Annotated in this window: 16 protein-coding genes; 14 read left to right on the forward strand and 2 right to left on the reverse strand. The window is 60.8% G+C overall.

Annotation, left to right across the window (positions count from 1 at the left end):
- Nucleotides 1-46 precede the first annotated feature (46 nt).
- The 3 genes from OBACDRAFT_RS18340 to OBACDRAFT_RS28485 are packed head-to-tail and all read left to right on the forward strand — an operon-like array spanning nt 47 to nt 1297.
- Nucleotides 47-583: a helix-turn-helix domain-containing protein gene (locus OBACDRAFT_RS18340; RefSeq protein ID WP_157837171.1), complete on the forward strand. Its 537-nt coding sequence runs from the start codon at nt 47-49 to the stop codon at nt 581-583.
- Nucleotides 580-870 carry an EF-Tu/IF-2/RF-3 family GTPase gene (locus tag OBACDRAFT_RS18345; RefSeq protein WP_043588121.1) on the forward strand — a complete coding sequence of 97 codons (291 nt, stop codon included), beginning with the start codon at nt 580-582 and terminating at the stop codon, nt 868-870. Before OBACDRAFT_RS18340 ends, OBACDRAFT_RS18345 begins: the two co-directional genes overlap by 4 nt.
- Before the next feature lie 13 nt (nt 871-883).
- Entirely contained in the window at nt 884-1297 is a 414-nt protein-coding gene (locus OBACDRAFT_RS28485; RefSeq protein WP_157837172.1) for a hypothetical protein, read from the forward strand.
- Between the two features lie 222 nt (nt 1298-1519).
- On the opposite strand, the gene OBACDRAFT_RS18350 is transcribed toward OBACDRAFT_RS28485, so the two are convergent.
- Nucleotides 1520-2809 (reverse strand): site-specific integrase, encoded by a 1290-nt coding sequence (locus tag OBACDRAFT_RS18350; protein ID WP_043588122.1) that lies wholly within the window; start codon nt 2807-2809, stop codon nt 1520-1522.
- A gap of 361 nt (nt 2810-3170) precedes the next feature.
- Between OBACDRAFT_RS18350 and OBACDRAFT_RS18355 the strand changes: the two genes are divergently transcribed.
- From OBACDRAFT_RS18355 to OBACDRAFT_RS18390, 8 genes are all read left to right on the forward strand, one after another.
- Entirely contained in the window at nt 3171-3803 is a 633-nt protein-coding gene (locus tag OBACDRAFT_RS18355) for a hypothetical protein (protein ID WP_232767369.1), read from the forward strand.
- An 85-nt stretch (nt 3804-3888) separates the two neighbouring features.
- A complete protein-coding gene (gene gspG / locus OBACDRAFT_RS18360) occupies nt 3889-4374 on the forward strand; it encodes a type II secretion system major pseudopilin GspG (protein ID WP_052362229.1) in 486 nt (161 codons plus the stop codon).
- Between the two features lie 51 nt (nt 4375-4425).
- Nucleotides 4426-5037 carry a prepilin-type N-terminal cleavage/methylation domain-containing protein gene (locus OBACDRAFT_RS18365; protein ID WP_052362226.1) on the forward strand — a complete coding sequence of 204 codons (612 nt, stop codon included), beginning with the start codon at nt 4426-4428 and terminating at the stop codon, nt 5035-5037.
- Nucleotides 5034-5495: a PulJ/GspJ family protein gene (locus tag OBACDRAFT_RS18370; protein ID WP_043588125.1), complete on the forward strand. Its 462-nt coding sequence runs from the start codon at nt 5034-5036 to the stop codon at nt 5493-5495. The genes OBACDRAFT_RS18365 and OBACDRAFT_RS18370 overlap by 4 nt, the downstream gene beginning before the upstream one ends.
- A 14-nt stretch (nt 5496-5509) precedes the next feature.
- Nucleotides 5510-6310, forward strand: a complete 801-nt coding sequence (locus OBACDRAFT_RS18375) for a prepilin-type N-terminal cleavage/methylation domain-containing protein (RefSeq protein WP_232767371.1) — start codon at nt 5510-5512, stop codon at nt 6308-6310.
- Between the two features lie 14 nt (nt 6311-6324).
- Complete coding sequence (locus OBACDRAFT_RS18380) at nt 6325-7710, forward strand: general secretion pathway protein GspK (protein WP_052362227.1); 1386 nt, start codon at nt 6325-6327, stop codon at nt 7708-7710.
- Nucleotides 7711-7749: 39 nt separating this feature from the next.
- Nucleotides 7750-9300, forward strand: a complete 1551-nt coding sequence (locus OBACDRAFT_RS18385; protein WP_052362228.1) for a hypothetical protein — start codon at nt 7750-7752, stop codon at nt 9298-9300.
- Between the two features lie 8 nt (nt 9301-9308).
- Entirely contained in the window at nt 9309-9830 is a 522-nt protein-coding gene (locus OBACDRAFT_RS18390) for a GspMb/PilO family protein (RefSeq protein WP_043588127.1), read from the forward strand.
- 139 nt (nt 9831-9969) lie between these two features.
- Here OBACDRAFT_RS18390 and OBACDRAFT_RS18395 read toward each other — a convergent pair whose 3' ends face one another.
- Nucleotides 9970-11574 carry an FAD-dependent oxidoreductase gene (locus tag OBACDRAFT_RS18395; protein WP_043588128.1) on the reverse strand — a complete coding sequence of 535 codons (1605 nt, stop codon included), beginning with the start codon at nt 11572-11574 and terminating at the stop codon, nt 9970-9972.
- Between the two features lie 1420 nt (nt 11575-12994).
- On the opposite strand from OBACDRAFT_RS18395, the gene OBACDRAFT_RS18400 reads away from it, so the two are divergent.
- The 3 genes from OBACDRAFT_RS18400 to OBACDRAFT_RS18410 all read left to right on the forward strand — a co-directional run bounded on the left by OBACDRAFT_RS18400 (nt 12995) and on the right by OBACDRAFT_RS18410 (nt 17078).
- Entirely contained in the window at nt 12995-13732 is a 738-nt protein-coding gene (locus tag OBACDRAFT_RS18400; protein ID WP_157837173.1) for a hypothetical protein, read from the forward strand.
- A gap of 444 nt (nt 13733-14176) precedes the next feature.
- Nucleotides 14177-16360: a hypothetical protein gene (locus OBACDRAFT_RS18405; protein ID WP_043588130.1), complete on the forward strand. Its 2184-nt coding sequence runs from the start codon at nt 14177-14179 to the stop codon at nt 16358-16360.
- Between the two features lie 52 nt (nt 16361-16412).
- Nucleotides 16413-17078: a putative globular PEP-CTERM protein gene (locus tag OBACDRAFT_RS18410; RefSeq protein WP_043588131.1), complete on the forward strand. Its 666-nt coding sequence runs from the start codon at nt 16413-16415 to the stop codon at nt 17076-17078.
- Nucleotides 17079-17417: the final 339 nt, after the last annotated feature.

Consider the following 17417-nt stretch of genomic DNA (forward strand, 5'->3'; position numbering starts at 1 on the left):
AAAACAACATAAAAAATACATCACTCCTGCAAGCTATTACCCACAAATGAATTACAGTGAAAAAATTTCTCACCTGCTAAAAACAAGGGGGGTTTCCATCCGTGCATTCGCCACTGGAGTCGGGATGGAATATGCGGGTATCCATAAAATAGTTACAGGACGAATCAAGAACCCGCATCCAAATACCAAGCACAGGATTGCGGAATTTTTCGGCATAAGTGTCGAGCAGCTTTTCGATGACACCGTCAGTCTAAACGCAACCAACGCAAAAAAAATGAGTTACGATAATCTGGAGAAAGCAAATATCCGAATCCTCGAACTGGAGAAAGAAAATGCAGTGCTCAACGCACTCCTCCAAGCGAAAGAAAAGGAAATAGCCCGTCTGCATGAAACCTTTCGCGCAGACGCTTCCATCTCAATGCCCGCTGCATCCTCTCCTGCCCGCTCCAGAGGGCATACCAAAACTAAAAAAACGCCGACAAGACTGACGAAAGAACAAATCAGTAGCCTCGAAGAGAGCGGTATCAATCTTGATGAGATTCTCAAGCAGTGGGCAGGAAAATCGGGGAGGATCGCCCAATGAGTGCAGATCAAAAACCATTTTTTGAGCTCTGTGTGGAAGACATTTTTTCAATCACAGGGCGCGGCACGATTGTAACCGGTACTGTATCCAAGGGGGCGGTCCGCAAAGGAGATGTGCTCTATCTTAAGAAGCCATCGGGGGAGAGCAAACAGGTCACCATTCTGGCCATTGAAGGCTTTAGGAAAGTTCTGAAAGAAGCACTCATGGGCGAAAGTGTAGGCTTAACCATCGACGTAATTGACCGAAATGACATATCAAGGGGAGACATTATCACCTTCAGTGCCTGACGCTTCTGCGCTATTGAAAACCCCGATCCCGACAGAAGCACTCCCCTTGCTCGTCTCTTGGGCCGAATACTATCGCGCTACGATCAGAATTGTTCCCCCAAGAAAAACAAAATTGGGAGATTGCCGTTCCAACTTTCGAACACGCACTTCCGTAATAACACTCAATAATGAAAAAAACCCATACCGATTCCTCATAACACTCGTCCATGAATTAGCCCATGCCCGCGTAGGTTTCGAATTTCGCAAACCTATCCGACACGGGAAATTATGGAAAGATGCCGTTAAGGAGATGATTTTTCAGGTAAAGAACCTTGGCGTATTCCCCTATGATGTCGAAGTGGCCATTGAGCGGCATTTTTCGAACCCCAAATACACCGATGAAACTGATCCTGCGCTCGGACGTATCTTGGAGCAATACAACCCCTAGCTTCCTCCCCATCCGCCTGCACCCTCCCGCCTGCCGGAAATCCCCCTCACTCACGGAATCCCCCCTTATAGGGGGGATTCCGTGAGGGGGTTTCCGTCAGGGAGGGAAAGGGATTCACCGTTGTCTTTATCCGTGTTTCGTTCCCTTCAAAATCCCCACGAAAACACAAAACAGGTGTTTACCGTTAGTTTTCGTTGTTTTCCGTAAATTCGTGAAAGAAATTCACTTAATGCCCGTCGCCCACGCTGGCCGCTTCTCCCAAATGTCTTTCAGCGCATCGTCAAGATGCACGTCGGCGTAGGTGTCGCTGGTGATCTGCGGCGTGGAGTGGCGAAGCATTTTCTGCGCTTTGTAGATGCCGCGCGTGTTGGCGATGTAGGATCCGAAGAGTTTGCGCAGCTCGTGGACGCGTCGAGCGCCCTTGCCTGACAGGAGCTTTTTGGCTTCGAGCCATGCGTTGAGGCGCTTGAAGACAGCGACCGTTCGCTCATGGCTCTTTTCGTCCTTGTCCTGTAAAATAAGCCCGGACTTTGGAGAGAAGACCCTGATTTCATCGGCAACCCAAGGAGCAATCTCCGCCCATCCTTCATCCTTTGCCTTTGGCTTAAATGTAGGGGTTGCCTTCACCCACATGCGGGGAAGCCCGCCAGGAACATCCTCAATCCATTCCACCACTGCTTCTGCGATTTCGTTTTTGCGCAGGCCGGCGTGCCCGGCCAGAAGGAAGGCAAGGTAATCGTTTTTATTCTCAAGGGCCCGCAAATCCCCTGCCCCGTTGTAAACGTCCATGATGACGCTCACCGACGGGAGCCTGTATTTGGTTTTTGCCGTCTTCGCGTAGGGCATCGACTCAAGCACATTGTCCAGATCGGCAGGCAGGGTGAGGTGAGAGTAGTATTTGCGGGCTTCCTTGCCAAACAGGGATGCAACCGAACGGGCGACGGCGTTGACGGAGCGTTTTTTGACCTCCTGCGCCGCCTTGTCATCGCCGGCGAGGGAGACGCGGGCGATTTTGAAATCGGAGACGAGCCGGTGCGTGAACTCGCCGATGCTCATGGCATGGATGGTTTCCTCCGGAATCTCGGACGGCTTCTTTTTCTTTCGGTGGGCGAGAGCCTGGCGAAAGGTGAGGACGAGATTGTTTCGGTAGTCTTTGGCGGTGACTTCTTCAAGGCCGAGGGCTTTTTCCGCCGCCTTGTGCGCCGCCAGAATGTCGCCGACGGTGGCAATCTTGGCAGTGGGGTGAAGCCGCTCCCACCGATCCGGGTCGAAACGCTGGATAGCCATGTCGAGGGTGTTGGTGCGGAGTTCGAGGAAGCGGTCGATCTTGTTGGCCTCGTCGGCAGCATCCTTTTTGGTGGATGGGAGGGCGAAATAGACGATGCGCCCGTTGCGCTTCACTCGCATCGTGAAATTGCTTGCGATGTGCACGGTGCCGTCTGGCATTTTTTTCGTGAGGCGGTAACAGCGGACGCCGCGATTGGTCCAAAACGTGGTCGATTCCTTGGGCATGATCTACCCCTGTTCTACCCCCTTTTTTCTCAATTTATCAATTCATTTATCTGTGTTCTTTTGTAAACCCCACGTTTCCCCTCGTGAAATTTGTTTTTGCGAATAAATAAAAACGAGTAAAAACGGGGGCTGTGTGACTCGAAATCAGGTGTTGGTGAAAGCCAACCGGGGGTTCGAATCCCTCCCTCTCCGCCAGACAGTGATGAACACTGCAACCCGCGCAGCCAGCCCTGAAACCCCTGACCTGCATATGGCGTCAAGAGTTGCTATTGCCAGACGCCCCGGTGGCTGGCCCAATTCCCGACAGTCTTCGTCTCTCGTTTAGCATCCACTCATCATCGTTTTCTGCACATCGCCCGTCGTGATCGCCTCGATTCTTACACGTTTATTCCATACCTCTCCAGCCCTCGTTGCAGCCGCGTCGGGCGCGTTGTTTGCCGCTCTTTTCCTCGCCGCGCCGCCGGTGGTCTCGGGCGGAACCATCGACCTGCAAACACTGATCGACAATCCGCCTTTTGGCAAAGCCCCGGAGGCGGGCGCGTCTGCCGAGGCGGACCCGCAGGCGCTTGAGTTTCGCGGCTACATCGTGGACCAAGGTGTGCGCTACTTCAGTCTCTATGACCCGACCGTGCAAAAATCCAGTTGGGTCAGCGAAAAGGAAAGCGGCCCCATCGCGATCAAGACCTTCGACGCCGATGACGGCGCCCTCACCGTCACACAGGCGGGCAAAACCGTGCGCTTGAAACTCAAGGCCGCCACCATCGCCAATGCTCCGGTGGCCCCAGTCGCCACGGCAAGCAACCCGCGGGGCGTGCGCACGTTCCAACCGGGTGGCCCCAACGCCACACCCCGCACCGGTGCGCAAATCGATCCCAAGCGACTCGAGGCCATCGCAGCCGAAGTCGCCCGCCGCCGGGCTCAGCGACAGGCGGCACAGCAGGGCAACGCGACGAATGCCGCCCCCGCTCCCGCAGCACCGGCGCCAGCCAATTGAGCGGCTTCCCCCCCCCCCCCCCCCGCGCGCGAAATCCATCCACTCCCCGGCAATCCAACGCCGCCTCTTTTTCTCAACCATGATTATGCAAACCTCATCCCGTATCGCCTGCTCCTCGTTTTCCGGGCAATCCGCCCGCGCTTTCCGCGATTCTCGCGCCGCCCGCCGTGGGTTTACGCTCGTCGAAATTCTGGTGGTCATTGCGATCATCGGCCTGCTGGTCGGTGTCGTGCTCACTCGTATTGGAGGCACGCTCGACGAAGCCAACGAATCCACGGCCAAAATCTTTGTTAACTCATCGATCAAGACGCCGCTCACCCAGTACCGCATCAACATGGGAACTTACCCAAGCACAGCCGAAGGGTTGCAGGCGCTGATTACCGATCCGGGAAACAAAACCGGTTGGAAGGGCCCCTACCTTGAAGGCAACAAAGTGCCGCTAGATCCGTGGAAACGCCCCTACCAATACCGTTACCCCGGCACGAAAAACCCGCGTGGCTACGACGTGTTCTCGATGGGAGCGGACGGCCAGCCTGACACCGCCGACGACATCGGCAACTGGGAGGACTAACGCGCCGTGGGCGCGAACGTCCAACATCGAACGCCGAACATCCAACATCCAATGTGGCAACCTGTGAAGGTATCGACCGTCGCTGGCAGTTCGCCCGTCGTGCCCGATGCGCCCAACCTCCAACATCGAATGTTGGATGTTGGATGTTGGATGTTGGACGTTGGACGTTCGCGCACGTCGCGTCAGCGACGTGCGCGCGGCTTCACGCTCGTTGAAGTCCTGCTGGTCATTCTTATCATGGGGCTCATCAGCAGCGTGATGATTACCGGGAGTTCCGCCCTGTTTAACGCCTCGCAAACCGAAGACCCCGAGGAAGCCCTCCTCGCCCTCCTCCAGACCGTGCGGCTGAAGGCCGTGGAGGACGGCATGACGCTCGATCTGGTGACGGAGGACGAGGGCTTTTCCTATTTTTATGGCAACGGCCACAGCAAAACACTCCCGGAGGTCGAGGGCGTGAAAGTGCGCCTCATCAAAGCCGAGGGCGCGCAGTCCGTGTTGCTCGGCGGGCAGGTCGAGGAAACCCCCGTCAACTCGCTGCGTTTTTTCAACGACGGCACCTGCGCCCCCGTGCGCGTGCAAGTGCAGCGCGGCAACGTCCGCAAAGTCCTCGTCATCGACCCCTGGACCTGCGCCGCCCTGCCCCCCGATCCCAACGCCCGATGAACCCCCGCCCCCCCCCCCCCGCATTCACCCTGATCGAAGTGCTGGTGGCGCTGGCCATCTTTGCCATTGCCTCCGTCGTCCTCGGCTCGGCCTACGTCAACCTCCTCTCGGCCAACGCCGCGATTCGCCAGACCGACACCACCGACGACGATCTGCACTGGGTGCGTATCCAGTTTCTCAAGACGGCCAAGCTCGAGGATGTCGAGAAAGGCGACGACGTTGTTCTCCCCGGCGACCGCACCGCGCGCTGGAAAGCCACCGTGGAGCCGACGCCGGTGAGCGACCTGTTCACCGCCGTGCTGGAGGTCGAACTGCCCAAACCCGACACCAAGGAAACCGTCACCATGACGGAAACCTTCACCCTCCTGCGTCCAACTTGGTCCGAGGAAGCCGACCGCAAAAAACTCCGCGACGACGCCAAAAAACGTCTCGAGGACGAACGCGCCAGAATGCGATGACCGCCGTGAACGCCGTGAACATCCAACATCCAACGCCGAACATCCAATATCCAATGTGGCAACATCCAACACCCAAGCCAGGCGCTGCCGCGCCATTGGCTTGTTCATTGGCTGTTCGCCGTTCGCTGTTGGATGTTGGATGTTGGATGTTCGGCGTTGGATGTTCGCGCGCACCGCGGCAGCGGCGCGCGCGCGCCTTTACGCTCATCGAGATGGTCCTCGCCCTGTCGCTGCTCGGGATGCTGATGGTGGCGCTCAACATTTTTGTCTTTTCGATGGCCGAAGCCTGGGGCAAAGGCGGCGACGAGCGTCTTTTCGATCAACACGCGCGCGCCGTCACCCGCTACGTCCAGGAAACGTTGCGCTCCAGCATCGAAGGCCCCGGCGCGGGTGGCCTGCGCGTGGCGGAAGTCCGCATGCCCGAAGGCGGCAACGCCGTGCGCATCCTCTACACCCAGCGCGACGCAGGACGGCTCGCAACCTGGCCCGGACGCCCCCTGCCCGACGTGGATTGCTCCCTCGGCGTCGTCGAACGCCGCGGCCTCGTGATGCTCTGGCAGTCGCGCCTGGAGGAACGTTACGACGAAGACCCGCCGCGCGCCACGGTTGTGTCGCCCTTCATCGTGTCGCTCGGTTACGATTATTACGACGAGAACTTCAAACGCTGGGAGACCAAGGAGGAGATCGAGAAAGACACCACCTCCGGCGAATACAAACTGCCGGCCCGCCTGCGCCTGCGATTCAAACGCGACGACATGCAAATCGAAACATCCTTCACACTGCCGGGCAAAGGGGAGGGGGCCACATGGTTTTGAGTGAAGAATTAAGAATGAAGAATAAAGGGTGTCCGGTCCCGCGCACCCGCGGCTCGATCATCATTGTAGTGCTCGTGACACTACTGCTGGCCTCCTTCATGATTATGAAGTTCATGGAGGCCAGTTCGCTCGACCTCCTGCTCGCCGCCCGCAAGGCCGACCGCCACCGCCTGCGTGACGACGCCTACGCCGCCCTCGAACTCACCCTCGCCGTCATGGCCGAAGTCAAAGCCATCGATGGCGACAAACTCTACGCCCCTGCCCAAGGCTGGGCCGACCCCTACACCTACGCCGGCCTTGTGCCCCGCGAAGGCGTCACCGTGGAGATCACCTTCGAGGACGAAAGCGGCAAGCTCTCCCTCCCCAAAATCGACCAGAACAAACTCATCCTCTTCTGCGAAAAGCAGAACATGCTCACCCGCGACGCCCAGCGCTTTGCCGACGCCTGGCTCGCCTGGACCAAGGCCGACCACAACGCGCTCAACTTCGACTCCGCCCCCTCGGTTTACGAACGCGAGCCCCTCCCGCACAAAGTCCCCCAACGCTCCCCCCGCTCGTGGGACGAAGTCGCCGCCATCGCCATCGTCCGCGACTACCTCATCGACGCGGAGACCGGCCGGCTCACGCCCTTCGGCGAAGTATTTCAGGACAGCATGTCGCTCTACAGCTTTGGCAGCACCAACATCAACTCCGCCCGTCCCGGCCTGCTCACCATGGCCGGCATGGACGAATACCAAATCCAGCGCCTGCAACAATTCAACGACGGCACCACCCCCCCCCCCAGCGGCACGCTCCCCTTTTTCCGCGACGTCAAAGAAGCCGCGCGCATCGCGCAGGGTTATGCCGATTACCAATATTTCGGCGCCGAAATCCGCTGCCTGCGCGTCCTTGTGACCGTCCGTGAAGGCGTCGCGGTATCGCGTCTGCAAGTCCTGCTTGCCCTTGAGGACGGCGTCAGCCTCCCCGACATCACCGCCGCTCCGTCCACCTCGACCACCGCCACCGGCTATTGGGGCAACACCAGCACCAGCACCACCGCCACCAATGCCAACGCCTCCGGCAGCGGCAACAGCGCCACGGGCGCGGGCGGCGGTCGCAACACTGGCGGTCGCAACACCGGCGGCTCAGGCAACACTGCCAACAGCGGCGCGACTCGCGGGGGAACGGGAACCGCCTCCAATTCCGGCAGAGCCACGACCTCCGGCTCCTCCACCTCTTCGTCCTCCACCAGCGAACAAACATTGAACTATCCCTTCACGATCCTCGAAATCCTCGAAGACAACGGCCCCCCGGCTTCCGCCGACGAGAACAACGAGACCGACGCCGGGGCCGGGACGACCACCGCCGCTCCCGTCGCCACCGCCAGAGCCGCCACTGTCAGGTCCACCTCTTCAATTTAATCTCTCAACATTCACGTCCACTCTTCTTCACTCACCTCAATGTCATCGCCGCATTTAACGTCCGCCGCCGACGCTCCCACCACACTCTCGCCCGATGGTCCCGAACCGGAAAACACCGGGCCGCAACCCGTGCTCCTGCTGCCCGGCGACCGGTTCTTCGTGCGGACCATTGCGCTGGCCGAAGACACCTCCGTGGAGGACCAGGTGATATTGGCGCTCGAAGGGCTTTCACCCTTTGGCCCTGCGCAGCTTTATTACGGATACGTCACCGCTCCCGACCGCAAATCGGCGCTCGCCTACGCGGCCTACCGCCGCCGCTTCACCGCCGACGAAACCGCCACGTGGGAGCAGACCGGTTCCGTGCTGCCCGAATTCCTCCCGCTCCTCGCCTCGCGGCCCAAGCGCGACGGCGTGGTGTTGCACCAAGGCCCTGCGCGCATCACTGGCCTGGCCTGGCGCAACGGCGAGGCGCTCCCGTCCGTGCTTCTCGTCCGCGAATGCCTCGGGGCCGATCAACAAAAATTTGCCGCGGAGTTGTGTGCCCGCGCCGGACTCCCCGCCGATGCCGAGGTCACGGTCGTGCAAGGCCCGTTGAACGGTGCCGTTCGTGACGACGGCGACGTGGAACTCCGCGTCGCTGGCACCGGCACCATTGGCGGCGTCACCGGCGCGCACTCCCCGTTTGTTCTCCGTGTGGCCGATCTCGACATGGCCGACGTGCGTGACCGCGAGTTCCTTGCCGCCCGCGAACGAGCCGCGCGCCGTGACAACTGGCTGTGGCGCGGCGTGCAACTCATCATATGCCTCATCATCGGGGCCGCGCTGGTGGAGGTTGGAGCCAGCCTCCTGCGCTGGCAGGCGACCAAACGCCAGGCGCGTATCGCAGCCCAGACCTCCGACGTGGAGCACCTGCTCACGGCGCAAGGGCTGGCCCAGCGCATCGGCGAACTCTCCGAACGCCGGCTCATGCCGCTTGAAATGCTCGCGCTCATCAACCCCGGACGTCCCCAGTCGATCACCTTCCTGCGCGTCGTCACCCGCAGCGCCACCGAGCTCGAAATCGAGGCGCAAAGCAAGACACCCGCCGATGTCAGCACCTATCAAGAAGTGCTGCGCAACCTGCCCGCCATCGCCAGCGAGCAGACACGCATCAATCGCTCCAGCGAAGGTCTGACGTCCTTCATTATCACGCTCGCCTTCAAGCCCGATGCATTGCGCGCCGCCAATGGGGCGCCCGTCGTGCCCCCTGGGGCGCGCAAGCCCGAGCCTCCGCCTGCGGAAGCCGCTCCCACGCCCGTCCCCCTCACCCCCGTGCCCGCGGCAGGCACCGTCGAAGTGGAACCCGTCAGCATTCCGGAACCGGCGGTGCAGCCTGCCGCGCCCGCTCCCACTGCGCCAGCCAGAGCCACTCCCCCTGTTATCAAACGAGTGATCTTGCCCGGCCTGACGCCTCCTCCTGAACCCGAGCCTCCCGAAACTCCGCCTGCCGGCGGCCCGGCGGACATCGAAGGGGCCGACATTCCTACGCCCCTGCCAGGCGGTTCCGCTGCGACGGCGGACAAGCTGAAAACGGAAAAACTGAAAAGCTGAACCCTCCCATGAAATCCTATTTTTTCTCCCGCAATCTTCGTGAAAAACTCCTCGTCCTCGCGTTTGTCGTGGTGGTGATGGCCATCTGGCTAAGCGGTTCCACGAAGCGTTTGCAGACCAATTACCGTGCGTGGCGTGTTGCCGGCACCGATCTGGCCACGCAACAGGTGTTGCTGGACAACCGGGCCGTGATCGAGGCGGCCGCGACCACCGCCGTGGACAATCTCGATGCCGACAGCACCTACGATGCGACCAAGCTGGTGGCCGAGGTGATGGCGCTGGCGGGCAACGCCGGCCTGCAAGTGAGTAGTGATTCGCCCACTACACAGCGCACCAGCCAGTTTGCGTTTCACTCCGTGCGGGTATCCAGCCGCCGCGCGGAGATGCCGGCGGTGATTCGTTTCTATGCCGAACTGGCGGGTCGCGCGCCCTATCTGGCCTTGGAGCAACTGACGATCCAGCAGGACCGCGGGGCCGCGGGCATGGTCAACGTGACATTCCAGGTGGCCTCGGTCGAACTGGTGCGCTGAGGGAATATAGGGGAGGGCGGGTCTCCCGACCCGCCGACGAGGCTCGTGCGTAAGCGCGAGCCTCGCACTTCCGGAAATCGGAAAGGCGCGGCTGTGCCGCGTCCGGCGGGTCGGGAGACCCGCCCTCCGGGAGAAATGCTCAGCGCCCGATCGGGCTGCTGTCGTTGCCGTCGCCGGCGTGTCGTTTCGAGTCGTCCCAGGCGAGAACCTGCTTTGCCGCGTCGAGTTGCGGGCGTAGTTCCGCGTAGGATACAGCTTGGACGGCGGCGTCGCCGGCGCGGCGCGCGGTGGCGGCGGCAATGGCGGCGCTCTGCGCGAGGATCATGAACACGGGCTCCATGCGGATGGAACCAAAGGCAATGTGCGAAGCCGAGAGTGCCACGGGCACGAACAGGTTTTGCACGTTGTCAGCCTTTGCCGGCACGATGGCGCGGTAGCTGATCGGATACGGCTTGGGCAGGCGCACCTGCACGTCGCCTTCGTTTTTGACGTGGCCGTTTTCGTCAACGAAACGGCGGCAATTGTGCGAGTCCATCGTGTAGGCGGCCATGCCGATGGCGTCGTCCGCCTTCTGTTTCGAGAGGCAGTGGTGCTCGGTCATGACGAGATCGCTGACCATGCGGCGGCCTTCGCGGATGTAGAGTTGGTTGGGCCAGTTGCCGCTGTCGGTGAACTCGTCCTTGGCGAGTCCCCATGTGTTCACTTTTTGCTGGATGTCGGCGGGCACGGCGGGGTCGTTGGCGTAGAACCACCAGAGGCCCTGCACCCAGGTGACGTGGGCTTGGAAGAGTTTTTCGCGCTCCTCGTGCGAGGCGGTGGGCCAGGCGTAGTTGGCGCCGATGTAGTCGCTGGAGACGGCGCCGTGGTTGTTGGTGTCTGTCTTGAGTCCGCGGATACGGTCGTGTTTGTTGAATGTCTCGCGCCAGCCGGTGGCGAGGTAGCGGGCAAGGAGTTCGTAGGCCTGCCGGTCGTAGTTTTGCGGCTTCGGGAAAGGCACAAGGTTGTCCTTTTCCTGCGTCATGCAGATGCGGAAGTTGTAGGCCTGCACGCGGTGGTCGCCTGCGCCGGGTTCGGGACGCCCGGGTTCGATGCCGGGGAGGAGTCCGCTCTTCGGGTCGCCGGGGACGATGTAGGGATCGACGGGGTTGTCGAACTGGTGCTTGGGGTGGACGATCTGACCGTTGAGCGCCTCGCCGTAGGTGGCGTTGCCCTCGCGTCCCACGGTGAACCTGACGCCGGCGGCGGCCATGAGGTCGCCTTCGTAGGAGCAGTCGATGAAGTAGGGGGCGCGGGCGCGGGCGCCGTTGGTAAAGGTGATTTCGGTGACGCGGCCTTCGAAGGTGGCGGCGGTTTTGAAATAATGACCGTGGTGGACGGTGACACCGACCTCGGCGAGCCAGGCGTTGAGGACTTTTTCGGCGGCGGAGGGTTCGAAACGCCACTCGGCTTCGCAGTCGTAGTGCTGGCCGAGGCGCTGGTAAAATTCGAGGGCGAGACCGCCGATGGCGTCCTTGTTGCCGAAGTCGGTGAAGCCGAGACCGCCGGTGGTCAGGCCGCCGACGTGGGTATGGGGGTTGAAGAGCGCGACGGAGAGGCCGAGGCGGCGCGCCTGGATGGCGGCGGCGCAACCGGCGGCATTGGCCGAGTAGATGACGAGGTCGGCTTCATACGCGGGCTGGTCGGCGGACACGGCGGGGGCCGGACGATAATAAGCGGGATGGGTGGTGCGGGTGTTGGTGTTCATGATGCAGCGAAAGGCTCACTGGTTCTTACGGGTTTGAGTGAAATGCAATGCGCGGAAAGATTAACTGTAAAGTCAGGGGAGGGCACCGCCCATCCAGAATATCTCACGCGGAGGCGCGGGGGCGCGGAGAAATGAAAACAAGAGGAATCAGAAATCGCACACGAAGACACGAAGGGTTTCCCGCCACGGCGCAACGGGCGCAACGGCTGAGAGGCAGAGAAGAATCTCACGCAGAGACGCAAAGGCGCAGAGAAAACAAACAATAAAAATCAGTTTCTTCTCTGCGCCTGCGTGAGATATTTCGGATTGGGAAATGGTATCGGAGGCACCAGCAGGCTGATGACGTGGCGTCCGTTGCGCCGTGGCGGGAAACTCTTCTTACCAGCTGATGTTACGCGGACGTTTGCTAAGGAGCGGCGGTCTCCAGGCCGCCGGACGAGGCGCAACGCGCCTCGCCTCATGCAGTTCAGCATTCAAACGGGCGACGCTTCGCGTCGTCCGGCGGCCTGGAGACCGCCGCTCCTTGCTTCGGCTGCGTAACATCAGTTACCAGATGGAAGATGGAAATCATGCTCTTGTCCGGTTCTTGGAAATTTTTAGAAGTTCCCACAAGTATTTCCGTCTCTGCATTTTTTTGCGCCTTTTGTGCCTTTTTGCGGCCATCAACTGTGGAATATAGGATAAAACGGCTTGACGCGCTGATCTGAGCCCGTCTTTTTCTGCCGCACATTTGCGTCAGGGACGCGCACACCGGATCAACGAACAACCGAAACTACTTGGGTCAAACCCGCTAACTGCTTGAAAATGAGCTTAAACGCGACATACGGGACTACACAAAGCTCCCAAGCTCCCAAGCTCCCAAGCTCCCAAGCTCCCAAGCTCCCAAGCTCCCAAGCTCCCAAGCTCCCAAGCTCCCAAGCTCCCAAGCTCCCAAGCTCCCAAGCTCCCAAGCTCCCAAGCTTAGCTTAAGCTGTGTCAGCATAGAACACCCAAACAAGGGGGTACCATGTCCGGACGGGACGATGGCGGAACGGGACGCGATTTCCCATCATCGGGAGACGACGTCCCATTACTCGGACGTGGCTTCCCATTGCTCGGACGTCACGTCCCATCACTCGGACGCGGCTTCCCATTACTCGGACGTCACGTCCCATTACTCGGACGCGGCTTCCCATTGCTCGGATGTCACGTCCCATCACTCGGACGCGGCTTCCCATTGCTCGGATGTCACGTCCCATCACTCGGACGCGGCTTCCCATTGCTCGGACGTCACGTCCCATTACTCGGACGCGGCTTCCCATTGCTCGGACGTCACGTCCCATTACTCGGAAGCGACGTCCCATTCGCCAGAAACGGCGTCCCGAAGGGCTCATTTTGCCTCTTTTGACCGCAACCACAACTCCCAATCCAAGGAAAACTCATGAGTAACCACATGGCCCGCAACTACCTGCCCGTAACCGAGACGGAAGCCTACCTATGGCTGACCAACCTTGCGCAACAACTACCCTCCGTGGCCAACCTGCTCGGCATCGGGCAAAAAGCCACCCCCTTGGTGCAAGCCGCGCAACTACTCACCGACACCCACCGCTACCATCAAGCCACCCGCAGTCTGGCCGAAGAACGCACCGCCAACAAAAACGAAGCCGCCTGGAACCCCATCGGCCAACACGTTTATGTGCGCCCCACCACCACCGACACCGGCCCCCAAGCGACCCAAAGCGCCGAAGCCGGAGCCTACCCCCTGGCCATCGCCCTATGCGACGACATCCTCAGCAACCGGAGCGGCAAACTCGATCAGGCAATAAAAGACCTCCTGCGCCTCAATCCCCTGCCCAAACACCTCCCCGGAGCGGTCACCGGAGCCAAACCCCAATACGAAGCCTATATCGACCACAACCAGCTCACCGTCAAACTCACCAAAGCCGGCTATCAATATTTTATGGTGAAGATCGATCACGGCACGGGCGAGTTCGACGCCGAGCACGTGGTGCACGAAAGCCCCTTCAAAGACCCCACCCCCCTCCCCACCGACACACCGCAGATGTGGCGCGTGCAGGTGTTTGGATACGCCAAAGGCAACCACGTGGGCATCCCCGGCGACATTATAGACGTAGCCGCCAAAGCCTACCTCGCCGAACACTCCGAAGGCACCGGCTGATTTCTCCCATTCTCCCGCACGATGAGAAACCAAAACCCAAATGATATTCCGAGTGGCGCGGGCTTTTTCTGCCAATCGCCCGCAATCCGATGTAGCGCAGGCGTCCCGCCTGCAATCCAGCCTGCTGCGCGAAGCGCCGCACTCCATAAAAGTCACCGCGCTTCGCGCAATAGACAAGATGGCAGGCGAGACGCCTGCGCTACGTCAGCATGCGGGCGGGACGCCCGTGCTCGCGATTCGATGCCACGTCCTGCATACGCGGGCGTCGCAAGCGACGCCCCTTGTGGCGCGGGCGTCCGCCCGCAGACGGCGAAGCCGCCGGGATTGGCGCCGTCCACGGTCAGGATGGCCGTGCCACGCCGGAGCCTGCCCGTCATTCTTAATTATTAATTCTTAATTATTAATTCCTCCTCCCCTCCCTTTCCCCCCGTTCGTAACCAACAAATGAATACCAAAATAAAAACAACGCCACGCATCGCAGGCACGCTTCGGCGGGCCTTGCTCGCTCCTCTCGCCGGAGGCGGCTTTATGCTACGCCTCCTCCTGGCGGTCTTCACGGCATCCCTCGCCGCCTCACCGCTCAACGCCTGGACCATCAAATTCCTTACGCCGGCAGCTCCGGTGAGCCCCCTGGTTTCCACTGGGACCGATTATAGCATCTTTCGCAGCTTTCTGACGGCGACGGGGGCTACGGTAGTCGTTGGGGGTAACAACAGCCTCGCTACGCATACGATCGGGAGTGCCGATGCCGTGATCGTTGATGCGCTTAGTGGCGGCAAAACTTATACGGATGACGAACTCAGCGTCCTGGCGGCTCTCCGCGACAGCAATGTGCCCGTTCTGGTTTTCGGGGAGAATGTCACTTCTATAATGGGGAATTGGGCTTCGAGCAATGCTCAATTGGCCACCCTTATCGGAGCCACTGCTGATGCCAGTACAAATGGGGCAAATACGCAAACGGTCAATTCGGCAGCATGGCCAATCCTGACCCAGGGGGTCACCTCGGTCGCGTTTACTGCTGCGGGCAAATTCAGTGCTATTGGCACAGGCAACATCGCTATCACGTCAGACAACACGATCGTCCTCGCCGAAAACAACAAGAACTTCCTCGTGGCGCTGGATATTAATTGGCCGTCGAGCGGTAGCGGTGGCGCTGTCGGCACCAACGCCCAGTTCGCCCGGAACGTCGCCACGTTTCTGACGACGGCGATCGTGCCCCCGCCGACGATCGACAGCTTCAGCGTGAGCGCGGCCCCTGCGACGCCGACGGCGGCGATCGAGGCCAACCCGACGGTGGGCAACGGCACGCTCGACACGACGGTGACATGGACGACGAGCAACGCCGCCACGGTTTCCCTGAGCGGCCCCGGCTTCGACCCGTCCGCCCCCGCTGCGGCCAGCGGCAGCCAGCCGGTGACGGTATCCGTGATCGGCGAGCACACTTTCCGGGTGACGGCCAGCCCCGCGCCCGCGACCCTGAGCTGGACGAGCACCGGAGCCACCACGCTCACGCTCATCACCCCCGTGGGCACCGAGATCGACGTGACGGGCCAGACGGGCTACGCCGCCGCCGCCACCGCCGGCACCTGGACCCTGCGCGCCACCAACGCCAACGGCAATGCCACCCGCACCGTGACGGTGGATATCCCCGCGCCCGCGATCGCGCTGGCGGGCGTGGAGGTGCTTCCCCTGCCCACGATCCCGCCGGTGATCGACGATGGCACCGTCACGGTGATACCCGACCCCGACGTGCCCGGCAGCATCGTCATCGGCGGCGGCATCGTGCCGCCCGATCCCGCAGACCCCGACCAGTCGCAGGTTTTCGGCACCGAACAGATATTCCTCGTGACGACGACGGACCTTGAGAACGGTCCGTGGACGCCAGCCGCCCGTTCCACCTACACGGTGGAGGTGAGTCCCGAGGGCGACATCCTTGCGGTTGTCACCGCCCCCCACGCCGACCAGGCCCGTTTCTGGCGTCTGGCCACGACGCTGCACCCGGTGGATGTCAACGGCGCCCCCCGGCCCGACGCTCCGGTGCTCTACAGTTGCGTCCCCTTCGGCCAATACAAGGTCACGGTGCCGGCGGGGAAGCGGAAGTTTGTCGCGTATCAACTCGACCAGACCGGAACGGGCAGCATCGCGCTGGGCCAGCTAATCCCTGCCGCGCCGATGAACACGGCAGCCGCCCGCTGGGCGGGTGGCAGCAAGCAGGAGGTCATGATGATGCGCAACGGCTGGTCACAAGGCTTCACAGTGGGACTGGGCGAGGCGGTGCTGGTCAACAATCCCGCGGCCACACCGTTTACGGTGACGGTGACGGGCACAGTGCCGTTGTCGGCTACTGCGACGCTGGCCACGAACGTAACCACCGCGGCGGGTTCGACCTTGCCGATCGCTTCGGCGATCACCGGCTTTTCGGTGACGCCGGTGCTCAACGATATGCTCACGGAGACCGCCACCGGCATATCCACCGAGCACATCTATCTTCGCAACGGCTGGTCCGGCGGCGTGCCCGCATTCGGGATCGGCGAAGGGTTCCTCTACTCCCGCAAAGGTGCTCCGGCCGCTTGGGCGCAGGAGATCACCCTCACCACAGACACGCCCGATCTGGGTATTCAGAAGTAAACCATTTATCGGCCCTCAAGCTGGTAAGAATCAAAGAAAGACATCCATCATTATGAAAACATCAATCAAAGCATCCGTCATCGCCCTCGTGGCGCTGATAGCAAGCCATGCCGCATGGGGCGCTTCGCCCCCGGCGAGTGTCAACTTCTCCAACGATCCCGATTACTTCGGGAGTGGAAACAAGTTCCTGGACGAGGACGGCAACGGGTTGTCGGGCTACGACAACTACGTGATCGGCCTCTGGTATCAGACCTATGGCACCACCGACCAGTGGACGTTTCTGGGCGGCGGGCTCTTCGAGGACAGGATATATCCGGAGTACGGGATCGAAGCCGGCTATGTCGAATCGACGCCTGGAGGCGGGATTCCAGTCTACACCCAGTCGTCTTGGACGCTGGAAGGCGGTTGGCTCACCGGAGATACCATTACGTTCATGGCTCGCGCCTGGCAGTATCCTGGCGATGCGACGGTAGCCACCATTACCAGTCTCCAGCAGTTGGAGGACAGTTTTTACAACTTGGTCACCGGCAGCAAGTATGCCGAGGTTACTTGGCAGAGCGTCGATGTTGACCCTGATTTCGGGACAAACATCGGCGTCAACTTCCCCGGCGCGGTGCTCGACCAGGTCGTGGGCGCGGTGCCGGAGCCTTCGACGTATGCGGCGCTGGCCGGACTGGCGCTGCTGGCCTACGCCTACGTGATGCGCCGTCACCGGTAAGTCAATCGGAGGGCGGGTTTTTATTGCCAATCCCCGCCAGACGCGGCGCAGCCGCGCCCATCCGGGAAAAACGGAAGGGCGGTGCTTCGCACCGTCGGCGGGTCGGGAGACCCGCCCTCCATAGGTATTAACCACGGAGGCAACAGAGGGCCGGGCTTCATAGGAATGCAAATCAAAGGTTCCCTGTCTTCTGTGCCTCTCGTGGTTCCTCTAACAAGGCGACGTTTGCGTAGCTTCAATGATTGAGCAGTATAAGTTGAGATATAGGGTTCTTCGACATTTTCAATGGTTCGACATGGAGTGCGGCGATTCATCGCCGCTTTCGACGGATCGTTTTAA

It is taken from the genome of Geminisphaera colitermitum TAV2 (assembly GCF_000171235.2).
GTDB lineage: Bacteria > Verrucomicrobiota > Verrucomicrobiia > Opitutales > Opitutaceae > Geminisphaera > Geminisphaera colitermitum.